General features: G+C 72.6%; 10 protein-coding genes. 3 read left to right on the top strand and 7 right to left on the bottom strand.

All coding sequences use genetic code 11. The features are described from left to right. Positions 1–2: 2 nt before the first annotated feature. The 6 genes from LN042_RS23410 to LN042_RS23385 form a co-directional block, all read right to left on the bottom strand. Positions 3–476: a ribonuclease domain-containing protein gene (locus LN042_RS23410; RefSeq protein WP_308191853.1), complete on the bottom strand. Its 474-nt coding sequence runs from the start codon at positions 474–476 to the stop codon at positions 3–5. 232 nt (positions 477–708) lie between these two features. Further along, complete coding sequence (gene ppdK, locus LN042_RS23405) at positions 709–3,417, bottom strand: pyruvate, phosphate dikinase (RefSeq protein ID WP_230053290.1); 2,709 nt, start codon at positions 3,415–3,417, stop codon at positions 709–711. A gap of 564 nt (positions 3,418–3,981) precedes the next feature. After that, a complete protein-coding gene (gene dusB, locus LN042_RS23400) occupies positions 3,982–5,148 on the bottom strand; it encodes a tRNA dihydrouridine synthase DusB (protein WP_230053289.1) in 1,167 nt (388 codons plus the stop codon). Between the two features lie 74 nt (positions 5,149–5,222). Next, complete coding sequence (locus tag LN042_RS23395; RefSeq protein WP_230053288.1) at positions 5,223–6,002, bottom strand: DUF4097 family beta strand repeat-containing protein; 780 nt, start codon at positions 6,000–6,002, stop codon at positions 5,223–5,225. 2 nt (positions 6,003–6,004) lie between these two features. Then, positions 6,005–6,649, bottom strand: a complete 645-nt coding sequence (locus LN042_RS23390; RefSeq protein ID WP_230053287.1) for a response regulator — start codon at positions 6,647–6,649, stop codon at positions 6,005–6,007. Beyond that, complete coding sequence (locus LN042_RS23385; protein WP_230053286.1) at positions 6,637–7,953, bottom strand: sensor histidine kinase; 1,317 nt, start codon at positions 7,951–7,953, stop codon at positions 6,637–6,639. Before LN042_RS23385 ends, LN042_RS23390 begins: the two co-directional genes overlap by 13 nt. Positions 7,954–8,148: 195 nt before the next feature. Between LN042_RS23385 and LN042_RS23380 the strand changes: the two genes are divergently transcribed. Next, on the top strand, positions 8,149–8,556 hold the full coding sequence (locus tag LN042_RS23380; RefSeq protein ID WP_230053285.1) for a hypothetical protein: 408 nt from the start codon (positions 8,149–8,151) through the stop codon (positions 8,554–8,556). 217 nt (positions 8,557–8,773) lie between these two features. Further along, positions 8,774–9,157 (top strand): hypothetical protein, encoded by a 384-nt coding sequence (locus LN042_RS23375; RefSeq protein WP_230053284.1) that lies wholly within the window; start codon positions 8,774–8,776, stop codon positions 9,155–9,157. 180 nt (positions 9,158–9,337) lie between these two features. Here the strand turns inward: LN042_RS23375 and LN042_RS23370 are convergent, their stop codons facing one another. After that, the gene (locus LN042_RS23370) at positions 9,338–10,270 is read right to left on the bottom strand and encodes a LysR family transcriptional regulator (RefSeq protein ID WP_230053283.1); all 933 of its coding nucleotides are present in this window, start codon (positions 10,268–10,270) and stop codon (positions 9,338–9,340) included. 96 nt (positions 10,271–10,366) lie between these two features. Between LN042_RS23370 and LN042_RS23365 the strand changes: the two genes are divergently transcribed. Beyond that, the gene (locus tag LN042_RS23365; RefSeq protein WP_230053282.1) at positions 10,367–11,776 is read left to right on the top strand and encodes an MFS transporter; all 1,410 of its coding nucleotides are present in this window, start codon (positions 10,367–10,369) and stop codon (positions 11,774–11,776) included. The last annotated feature ends 57 nt before the right edge of the window (positions 11,777–11,833 follow it).

The raw sequence follows: 11,833 nt of genomic DNA, 5'->3' as shown, positions 1-11,833 counted from the left end.
GGTCAGCAGGCCGGGTCGATCCGCTGGAAGCCGGCGTAGTGGTCCTGCGTCCAGTACTCCTCGCCGGCCCGGCCGGTGACGACGCGGCGGGCGCCGCGGTCCCCGGCGCCCGGGGTGACCACGGTGTACTCGTGGTAGTAGCCGCTGGGCTGCTCGGGCAGCCGGCCCTCCCGGTTGTCGAAGACGGTGCCGTCGGTGCGGTACGGGAACGGGCCGCCCCTGGCGATCAGGCGGATGGTCTCCTGGGCCTGGCCGGGCAGCACGGAACGGCAGACCCCGCCCGCGGCGGCGGTCGGCAGCGCCTGTCCGGCGGGGCGGGCGGCCGGTGCCTGGCGGGTCGTCAACGCGTACACCGCGGCGGCCGCGACGGCACAGGCGAGCATGGTGGCGACGGCGATCACGCGCAGGCGACTGGTCATGTGCTCCAGCTTGCCGGTCGACGGCGGTCCGATGATCAGCAGGGTGCCGCCGCTCACTCGAAAGGAGCAGTTCGGCGGCCGGATGCCGGAGCGACCCGGAGATGGCACGCGGCCGGGTGCCGGAGCGACCCGAAGATGGCACGCGGCCGGATGCCGGAGCGACCCGGAGATGGCACGCGGCCGGCTGGAGCGGACGCCGTTGTCCACTCCAGCCGGCCGCGTCACGTCCGGCGGTTCTCCTGCGCCGAGCACCGACGGACGCCCCTCCCCGTCGGAGGGGGGATGCGGGTCAGCGCGAGTCGCTGCCCGCAGTCTCGATGGCGGCGCGGCCGGCCTCCAGCCGCGCCACCGGGATCCGGAACGGCGAGCAGGACACGTAGTCCAGCCCCGCCTCGTGGAAGAAGTGCACCGACTCCGGGTCACCGCCGTGCTCGCCGCAGACGCCGAGCTTCAGGTCGGGACGGGTGGCCCGGCCCTCCTTGACCGCGTGCTTGACCAGCGAGCCGACACCGTCCCGGTCGATGGTCTCGAACGGGGAGACGCCGAAGATGCCCTTCTCCAGGTAGGCGGTGAAGAACGAGGCCTCCACGTCGTCGCGGGAGAAGCCCCACACCGTCTGGGTGAGGTCGTTGGTGCCGAACGAGAAGAACTCGGCCGCCTCCGCGATCTGACCGGCCGTCACGGCGGCCCGCGGAAGTTCGATCATGGTACCCAGCTTGATGTCCAGCTGGACACCGGTGGAAACCGCGACCTCCTCCAGGACGCGCTCGCACTCCTCGCGGACGATCTCCAGCTCCTGGACGGTGCCGACCAGCGGGATCATCACCTCGGGGCGCGGGTCGCCACCGGCCAGCTTGCGCTCGGCCGCGGCCTCCGCGATGGCCCGCACCTGCATGCCGAACAGGCCGGGGATGACCAGGCCGAGGCGGACGCCGCGCAGACCCAGCATCGGGTTCTGCTCGTGCAGCTTGTGCACCGCCTGCAGCAGGCGCAGGTCGTTCTCGTTCGGGTCCTTGCGGGCCTCGGCGAGCGCCACCCGCACCGAGAGCTCGGTGATGTCGGGCAGGAACTCGTGCAGCGGCGGGTCGAGCAGGCGGACCGTGACCGGCAGTCCGTCCATCGACTGGAAGAGCTCGACGAAGTCGCCCTTCTGCAGCGGCAGCAGGGTGGAGAGGGCCAGCTCGCGGTCCTTGTCGTTGTCCGCCAGGATCAGGTGCTCGACCTCCTTGCGGCGCTCCTCACCGAGGAACATGTGCTCAGTGCGGCACAGGCCGATGCCCTGGGCGCCGTAGCGGCGGGCGCGGTTCGCGTCCTCGGCGTTGTCGGCGTTGGCGCGCACCGCGAGGCGGCGGCGGCCGTCGGCGTGCGACATGATCCGGTGCACGGCCTGCACCAGGCCGCCCTGGACGTCGGCGCCGGCGTGCAGGGTGCCCTCGAAGTACTCGACGACCGGGGACGGCAGCACGGGCACCTCACCGAGGTAGACCTTGCCGGTGCCGCCGTCGATGGAGACGACGTCGCCCTCCTCGATGACCAGGCCGTCGGCGGTGGTCATCTTGCGGCGCTTGGTGTCGACCTCCAGCTCCTCGGCGCCGCAGACGCAGGTCTTGCCCATCCCGCGGGCCACTACGGCCGCGTGCGAGGTCTTGCCACCGCGCGAGGTGAGGATGCCCTCGGCGGCGATCATGCCGTCCAGGTCGTCCGGGTTGGTCTCGCGGCGGACCAGGATGACCTTCTCCCCGGAGCGCGACCACTTGACGGCGGTGTAGGAGTCGAAGACCACCTTGCCGATGGCGGCGCCCGGCGAGGCGGCCAGGCCGCGGGCGATCTGCTTGGAGGTGGCCTCGGGGGCGAACCGCGGGAACATCAGCTGGGCGAGCTGGCCGCCGGTGACCCGGTGCAGCGCCTCGTCCAGGTCGATCAGGCCCTGGTCGACCAGCTGGACGGCGATCCGGAACGCGGCGGCGGCGGTGCGCTTGCCGATCCGGGTCTGCAGCATCCAGAGCTTGCCGCGCTCGATGGTGAACTCGATGTCGCAGAGGTCGCGGTAGTGCAGTTCGAGCTTCTGCATGATCGCCATCAGCTCGTCGTACGACTTCTTGTCGAGCTGCTCCAGGTCGGCGAGCTGGAGGGTGTTGCGGATGCCGGCCACCACGTCCTCGCCCTGGGCGTTGGAGAGGTAGTCGCCGTAGACGCCCGGCGCGCCGGTGGAGGGGTCGCGGGTGAAGGCGACACCGGTGCCGGAGTCCTCGCCGAGGTTGCCGAAGACCATGCTGCAGACGTTGACCGCGGTGCCCAGGTCGTTGGGGATGCGCTCCTGGCGGCGGTAGAGGCGGGCCCGGTCGCCGTTCCAGGAGTGGAAGACGGCGTGGATGGCCAGGTCCATCTGCTGGCGCGGGTCCTGCGGGAACTCCTTGCCGGTCTCCCGCAGCACGATCGCCTTGAAGGTCTCGACCAGCGCCTTGAGGTCCTCGGCGGTGAGGTCCAGGTCGCTGCTGGTGCCCTTGGCGTGCTTGGCCTCGTCCAGCGCCTCCTCGAAGAGCTCGCCGTCGACGCCCAGCACGGTCTTGCCGAACATCTGGACCAGGCGGCGGTAGGAGTCCCAGGCGAACCGCTCGTTGCCGGACTGGGCGGCCAGACCGGCCACCGAGGCGTCGGACAGCCCGATGTTGAGGACGGTGTCCATCATGCCCGGCATCGAGAACTTGGCCCCGGAGCGGACCGACACCAGCAGCGGGTTGTCGGCCTGGCCCAGCTGCTTGCCCATCTGCTCCTCGAGGAGGGCCAGGTGCCGGCTCACCTCGTCGTGGAGCGAGGCCGGCTCGGCACCGGTCTCCAGGAAGACCTTGCAGGCCTCGGTGGTGAGGGTGAAGCCGGGGGGAACCGGGAGGCCGAGGTTGGTCATCTCGGCGAGGTTGGCACCCTTGCCGCCCAGCAGGTCCTTGAGGTCCTTGTTTCCTTCAGTGAAGGAGTAAACAAACTTCTGCGTCGCCGCCACGGGTCGGTCTCCTCGCACGGGGTTGCCCTGACGCCGGAGAACATACCCAGATCGAAGGCTGTTGCGCGCCGTCGACAGGCCGTCCGATCCCCGGAGCGTCGTGTTACCCCCGAGATCAAAAGCTTGTGAAGCCGTTCACCTTTGTTGTTGAAATCGTCCGGCTGACGCTAGCGACCGTTCAGGAGTTGAACGCATGGACACCTGAAGATCACATGGGCCGGACAGACAGTAGTGGCAGGTGAACCGCCGCGTTTCCCCGGCTTGATTTCCTGCAGCCAGTGGACCGGATCCGCACCACTGCCCGTTCGGAAGGCGATTTGGACATCATGGCGCCTTCGGGCCCCCTGACTGACCGTCAGTCGCGACTCCATGTGGCAAGAGTCACGGACGCGGCTCGCTCATCGTACGTATCGAAACTCGTCAGATCATCGCGCAACGCGCCGTTCTAATGGCACAGCGTAATGAAAATCTGCCAAAAAGGAGCCCTCCTGGCCATAGTGTCCAAGAGGGCTCCTCCACTCCGGCCCAGTGAGCCGGAGGAGCATTTCTTACGGATCGTACAACTCAGCCGCCAGAGGTGTCCGATTCGGCCTCAACGCTCGGAATGGCGCAGTCATACGGATCGTCCAACCAGCCGTCCGGCAGGACCACCCGGCCGTTGCCACTGGTGCGGCCGCGCGGACCGTCCGCCGAGTCGGGCCAGCGCTGCTCCTGGTCCACCTCGGCCAGCAGCTCGCCGAGCTCGGCCAGCGAGCTCGCCATGGCCAGCTTGACCCGCAGCTGTGAGCCGACCGAGAAGCCCTTGGTGTACCAGGCCACGTGCTTGCGGAAGTCGACCACGCCGCGGTGCTCGTCGTTCATCCACTGCCCGAGCAGCTCGGCGTGGCGCAGCATGGTGGCCGCCACCTCGGCGAAGCTCGGGCGGACCGGGTCGGTGACGCCCTCGAAGACCGAGACCAGGTCCTTGAACAGCCACGGCCGACCCAGGCAGCCGCGGCCGACCACCACGCCGTCGCAACCGGTCTCGCGGATCATCCGCAGCGCGTCCGGGGCGGACCAGATGTCGCCGTTGCCGAGCACCGGGATGTGCGCCGGCACCGCCTCGCGCAGCCGGGCGATCGCCGACCAGTCGGCCTGGCCGCCGTAGTGCTGGTGGGCGGTGCGGCCGTGCAGCGCGATCGCGGACACGCCCTCCTCGGCGCCGATCCGGCCGGCGTCCAGGTAGGTGAGGTGGTCGTCGTCGATGCCCTTGCGCATCTTCATGGTCACCGGCAGGCCGCCGGCCCCGGCCACCGCCTCGCGCAGCAGCTCGCGCAGCAGGTTGCGCTTGTAGGGGAGGGCCGATCCGCCGCCCTTGCGGGTCACCTTGGGGACCGGACAGCCGAAGTTGAGGTCGATGTGGTCGGCCAGGTCCTCCTCGGCGATCATGCGGGCGGCCTTGCCGACGGTCACCGGGTCCACTCCGTAGAGCTGGATCGACCGGGGCTGCTCGCTCGGGTCGAACTGGATCAGCTGCATGGTCTTGGCGTTCCGCTCGACCAGGGCCCGGGTGGTGATCATCTCGCTGACGAACAGGCCGCGCCCGCCGGACTGCTCCCGGCACAGGGTGCGGAACGGGGCGTTGGTGATGCCCGCCATCGGCGCCAGCACCACCGGCGGCCAGACCTGGAGCGGGCCGATCGACAGCGGCGTCGCCACGGGAGCGGCGGCGGGAGCGGACGTGATCGTCATGCGCGGACCTCGGCGGATCGGATGGACGGGACTCTCCATTGTCCCCCACCTGGCGCAGCGCCCTCCCGGACCGCTCAGCCGCCGCTGCGCACCAGCGTCACCGAGCCGGAGCCGGCGCTGGCGGTGATGGTGTTGGTGGAGCCGGGATCGTCCAGGGCGCTGTCGACGTCATGGCTGCCGGAGCCTATGGTCACGGCCAGCCGGTAGCCGGTGCCGCGCGGCAGCGCCGCACGCACCGAGCCGGAGCCGGCCGCCATCGACAGCAGGTGCGGCGCGGTGACGAAGGCGAGATCGGCCGATCCGGAGCTGACGCTGGTGCGGACCTCGGCCGAGGCGACCCCGCGAGCCGTCACCGAGCCGCTGGTCACATCGGCGGACAGCCGGCCCGACACGTCGAACAGGTGGAAGGTGCCGGAGGTGGCGTTGAGGTTGAGGTCGCCGGTGAGGCCGCTGATGGTGGTGTCGGTGCTGCTGCCCCTGACCCTCACGGCAGCGTTGACCGGCGCGGTGATGTCGAAGTCGGCGTCGCAGCCCATCGAGCCGACCGGCACCACACCGGGGCAGCGCATGTCGATCTTCAGCACGGTGCCGTCCAGTTCACGGGTGATCCGCGGGCGGCCGAGTGTCCAGCGGCTGGTCTGGCTGACGGTGACCGTGCCGTCGGAACCCGGCCTGATCCGGGCGCTGGCGTTCTCCAGGTTCAACTCCAGGGCGGTGATGCGACTCTGGTAGACGTAGTTGGTGACGCCCGCCTGCTGGGCGACGAGGTGCCAGGTCTGGCCGGCGCCGAGCACCATCAGCAGCGCGGCGGCCAGCAGGCCGATGGCGCGCCAGCGGCGGTACTCCCCCGTCACGCTCAGCCCTCCCCGAGGTACCGCAGCACGGCGAGCACCCGGCGGTGGGTGGCGTCCGCGGCGGGCAGCTCCAGCTTGGTGAAGATGCTGCTGATGTGCTTGGCCACCGCACTGTCGCTGACCACCAGGGACTCCGCGATCGCGGTGTTGGAGTGGCCCTGGGCCATCAGCTTCAGCACGTCGCGCTCGCGCGGGGTGAGCCGCTCCAGCGGATCCCGGTGCCGGCGGACCAGCAGCTGGGCCACCACCTCCGGATCCAGCGCGGTGCCGCCGGCCGCGACCCGCTGCAACGCGTCCACGAAGTCGTCGACGTTGGCCACCCGCTCCTTGAGCAGATAGCCGACGCCGCTGGTGTTGGAGGCCAGCAGATCGGCGGCGTACCGCTCCTCCACGTACTGGGAGAGCAGCAGCACCGCGATCTCGGGCCACTGGTGGCGGATCAGCAGCGCGGCCCGGACGCCCTCGTCGGTGAAGCCGGGCGGCATCCGGACGTCCGTCACCACCACCTTCGGCTGGTGCTCCTCGACGGCGGCGAGCAGCGCCTCGGCATCGCTGACGGCGGCCACCACCTCGAAGCCCACCGCCTCCAGCACCTTGACCAGGCCCACCCGCAGCAGGACCGAGTCCTCCGCGATCACAGCTCGCACGGCAACTCCACAGTGATGACGGTCGGGCCCCCCAGGGGGCTGGTGATGGTGAGCGTCCCGTCGACCGAGGCGGCGCGCTTGCGCAGCCCGACCAGACCGGTACCGCGAGTGGGATCGGCGCCGCCGACCCCGTCGTCGGTGATGACGATGCGCAGGGTAGGGCCGAGCTGGTGGACCGACAGGTCGACCCGGGAGGCCTGGGCGTGCTTGGCGACATTGGCCAGCGCCTCGGAGACCACGAAGTAGGCGACCGCCTCGACAGTGGACGCCATCCGCCGCTCCAGCCGGACGTCGAGGCGGACCGGCAGCGGGGCGCGGGCCGCGATGCCGGACAGCGCCGCATCCAGCCCGCGGTCCTCAAGCACCACCGGATGCAGGCCGCGGACCAGGTCGCGCAGCTCGGCGATGGCGGCCTGGGCCTCCTCATGGGCGTCGACGATCACCTGCATCGCCTCGGGTGGCACGTCCTTGAGGGTCTTGCGAGCCAGACCCAGGTTCATCGCCAGCGATACCAGCCGCTGCTGGGCGCCGTCGTGCAGGTCGCGCTCGATCCGGCGGCGCTCGGCATCGGCCGCGTCGACCACGCCGGCCCGGCTCTCGGCCAGGTCCGCCACGCGCTGCTGGAGCTCGCGGGCCCGGCTCGGGCCGAGCAGCGCCCGCGCCGCACGGCGGTCGACCCGGGCTATTCGGACCAGCAACCAGGGCGCGGCGAACAGCAGGGCCGCGCCGATCGCCGTGAAGATCAGCACGCTGGGCGTCTGACCGCCGCCGCGCACCGCAGTGCCGCGCGCCATCAGCCAGCCCCAGCCGACCACCGTGCTGAGCAGCACGCCGGCGCCGCAGCCGAGCAGCGCCACCACGCCGAGCAGCGTGAGCAGCGGGCCGACCACGAGGTGGTAGCCGAGCTGCCGGTAGGTGGACTCCGCCGTGCACCAGGCCAGCAGGCGGGCCGGCCACGGCGTGCCGGGCGGGCTGACCGGCGAGAGGTCCGGGATGGCCAACCCACCCAGGGCGCGGAACCGACTGCGCTGCGCCCGCGACAGCCCTCCCACGAACACCGGCAACAGGACCGTGCAGAAGAGCCAGAACTGGGCCGACGTCAGCAGGAACAGCAGCGGCAGCACGAACGGCACCCCGGCGGCCACCAGCAGCCCCTCGTGAGCGGCCGCCGTGGACCACGGCACCGGCGGCCGCGGGCTGGGCACGGCGCGGTACTGCTCGCCCGCCTCCCGCACCCAGGCCAGGCTCGGGTGCGCGGCGCCCTGGCGGAGCCGCTCCCGGAGTCGACTGGTGGTCCTGATCACGGCGCCAGCTTAAAGGGCCTGGTCGAGGCCGGACACGGGTGCGGGAGCCCCTCTTGGGGGTGTACCTAGCTACACCCCGAAGACGGGACCAAGCGCCACAGACGCCGGCCCCCCGGAAGCGGAAAGCTTGTTGGTGTCAGAAACCGGCTCCGGCCGGTCCGTTCGGGCAGGTCGAGCACGGTCAGGGGAGACGGGATGAACACGGTGCGGGAGCTCCGGCAGTTGGCGATGCCGGTCGGTCCGATCGGCGGCCCGTGGTCGGTGCGCGCGGTCGCGGGCCAGGCGGGTCGCGCCGCGCTCGAGGTCTACGAGGCGGGCGAGCTGATAGACGTCCTGGTCGCCAGCTCGCTCAACTCCGAGGTGCTGCGCGGAGCTCGGCGCTCCCGCACCGGTGGCCTCGCGTGGGGCCGGCTGGCGGCGGACGGTTCGGCGCCCGACGTCGCCTTCGCGCAGGCCCGGGTGCGGGCACGCTGGGAGGAGAGCGAGGTGGTGGTGCTGGCGGGCGGCTTCTGGCTGGCCTGGACGAGCGGGCCGGCGCTGGCGGTGATGGCCCGGCGGGCGGACGGCGGCATCGAGCGGCTGCGGCCGGCCCGGCTGGTCTGACCCTGCGAACCGGCTGACCTGACGGGTGACCAGATGGATGGCCGGCACGGGTCGCGACGGGCATGGGGGCACGGGGGCGACGGGCGGCCACCGGTGCCGGGTAGGAGCCGACAGGCGCGGGGCGACGGGCGCGGGGCGACGGGCGCGGGGCGACGGGCGTTCAGGGCTGAAGGACACAGGGACTCAAGGGAACGGGGGCAGTACGGTGCAGGTCTCGATGCGGTGGCGGGTTGGGGTGCTCGGCGGTGCGGCGCTGGCGCTGCTCCCCTGGATCGCCGTGCTGGCGCTGACCCTGCGGGACGCGGCCGGGTGGGTGCTGCTCGACCTGGGCGAGGCGGTCTGCCTGGCGGGCGCGGCGCTGCTGCTGCACCGGGGCAGCGGACTGCACCGACTGTTCGCGGCGGGGGCGGCCCTGCTGCTCGTCGGGGACGCCTGCTGGGACATCGGCAGCTCCGCCACCGGTGGCGACCTGCTGGCCGCGCTGGGCATGGGGGTCGGTGCCGAGCTGCCGCTGGCCGCCATCTGTGCCGCCCTGGTGCTGCGCCGCCGCCGTCCGGCCGCCCTGGCCGCCGCTCGGCCGGTGCTGGCGCTGGCCGCCTGAGGTCCCGCCCGGGCCGGAGGGTTCCCGTCGGCCCGGGCGCGAAGAATCGCGCCGGACTGGGCACTTGCCCCGACCGGGCGCCGCAGTCCCGCGCGGGCACGAAGACTCGCACCGACCGGGCGCCGCAGTGCCTCGCGGGCCGGGACGCTCGCGTCGACGGGTGCTGAACGCCCCTGCCGGTCAGGAGACCTGGGAGCTCTGCCCGACCAGGTGCGTCATCTCCGGGAGCGGGTCGGCCCGGCGGGCCACCGCCAGCAGGGTCCGCAGGGGGCCGTCGGCCAGGCCCAACCGGGGATGCCACTTGGCGACGATGCTCACCGGCCGGACCCGCTCGGCCAGCGGCAGCTCAACCAGTTCGCCGTTCTCCAGCTCTCGGGCGACCGCCATCTCGGGCAGCAGGGTGACTCCGCGCCCGTGCCCCGTCAGCCGGAGCAGCGCGGCGAGCGAGCCGGTCACCATCGCGACCTGGGCGCCCACCAGCAAGTCGTGGCCGAACCGGTCCACCAGCATCTCCGAGGTGCACCCCGGCTCGGCCACCAGGAACTCGTACTGCAGCAGCTGCGCCGCGGTGACCGTGCCGACCCGTGCGAGCGGATGGGACGGCCCGGCGGCCAGCACCGTGCGGTCGTGCCCGACCACTGCGGACGGCCCGAGGACGCGCACCCCGTTGTCGTACTGGAAGGCGACGTCCAACTCCCCGGCGCTGAACAGCGCGTCGAGCTTGGTCCGGTTGCCCACGCTGAGTACCACCTCGGCGGTGGCACCCGGCCCGCCCGAGCCGTAGTCGAAGGCCGCCAGCACGTCCGGCAGCCAGGCGTGCGCCAGCGACTCCTGGGCACCGATCCGCAGCCTGGGTCGCTCGCCGAGCACCGCCCGCCGCATCCGCTGGTCGAGCTCCAGGGCCTCCCGCGCGTGCGGCAGCAGCCGTCGACCAGCCTCGGTGAGGGTGGCTCCGCCGCCGGCCCGCAACAGTACGGCCGCGCCGAGCTCCGCCTCCAGTCGCTTGAGCTGCGCGCTGACGCTGGACTGGGCGTAGCCGAGCTGCTGGGCGGCGGCCGAGATGCCGCCGTGGTCGGCGACCGCCACGAAGGCGCGAAGATAGCGGAGGTCCATGCCGCCAAGCGTACTGACAGCCCATCGGATACTCCGATGGAGCCATCGATCTTCGGGTGTCGCGCGACCGGGACCGTTCCGGCGAGAGTGGTTGCCATGACCACCAAGGCCCTGCCCGCGGAAACCCTCCCGCTCACCTGCCACACGCCTGACGCGCCGCCACCACGCCGTTCCCGCCTCGCCTTCGCGGGCATCGCGACCGGGAACCTGCTGGTGCTGCTCGACACCTCGATCCTCAATGTCGCCGTGCCCGATCTCGAGCACTCGCTGCACCCCGCCGCGGCCGCGGTGCCCTGGGCCGTCGACGCCTACACCGTGGTGTTCGCCGGACTACTGCTCGCCGCCGGTGTGCTCGCCGACCGCTGGGGGCCGCGCAGGGTCTACCGGGCCGCGCTCGCCGCCTTCGCCGTGCTCTCCACCCTGTGCGCCGTCGCCCCGGAGATCGGCACCCTGATCGCCGGTCGCGCCCTGCTCGGCGCCGCCGGGGCCGGCCTGGTGCCCGCCTCGCTGGCCCTGCTGATCGCCCTCAACCCCGACCCGGCCCGCCGCACCCGGGCCATCGGCGCCTGGGCGGCGCTCAGCGGGCTGGGAGCGGCCTGCGGCCCGGTGCTCGGCGGTCTGCTGGTCCAACTCGGCGGTTGGCGGTTGGTGTTCCTGGCCGCACCGCCGATCGCGCTGGCCGCACTGGCGCTGTCCCGGCTGCTGCCCGCCCCGCCCCGGCAGGCGGTGCGCGCGCTGGACCGCTCCGGTCTGCTGCTCTCCACCGGCGCCCTGGGCGCGCTGACCTTCGGGCTGGTCGAGGCCGGGGTGGCCGGTTGGGGCTCCCCGTTGGCGCTGGTGCCCATCGCGCTGGCGGTCGCGGCGTTCGCCGCGCTGGCTCTGGTGGAGCGCCGGGCGCCCACGCCGGTGCTGCCGCCGTCCCTGCTGGCCCTGCCCCGGGTGCGGGCCGCGCTGGTGGCCGCCGCCGTCTCGTGCTTCGCCTACTTCGGCGGGCTCTACCTGGTGGACCTGTGGCTGCAGCACACCTATCGGCTCTCGCCGCTCGACGCCGGTCTGGCCTCGCTGCCACTGACCCTGCCGGTCTGCGTGATGCCCTTCTTCACCGGCCGCCTGGTGGCCCGGCACGGCGCCCGCCCGGTGCTGCTGGCCGGCATGTCCGCCACCGTGCTGGCCGGCCTCCTGCTGCTACCCGCCACCGGTCACCGCCCACCGCTCACCCTGGTGCTGGTCGCCGAGCTCGCCCTGGCCGCCGCCGGCACCCTCTCCATCCCCGGCGCCGCAGCGGAGATGGCCGTCGCGGCGCCCACCGAGCTGGCCGCCACCGGCCAGGGCGCGCTCAACGGCATCCGCCAGGCCGGCTCCGCCCTGGGCGTGGCCGTCCTCGGCACCATGGGCACCCTCTCCGCCGCCGGTGTGGTGGTGCTGGCCGCCGGGGTGCTGGCCGTGGCGCTGGTGGAACGGGCGACGGCGAGGCGCGGGTCGCGCCGGGGAAGCACTCCCTGCTGAACCGCCGGCGAACGACTCCCCCTCCCCCACCCCGAGCCGCAGGGCCAGGAGTGGGGA

Source organism: Kitasatospora humi (assembly GCF_020907985.1).
GTDB lineage: Bacteria > Actinomycetota > Actinomycetes > Streptomycetales > Streptomycetaceae > Kitasatospora > Kitasatospora humi.
The sequence above is the reverse complement of the archived record's forward strand: the minus strand, read 5'-3'. Positions and strand labels throughout refer to the sequence as shown.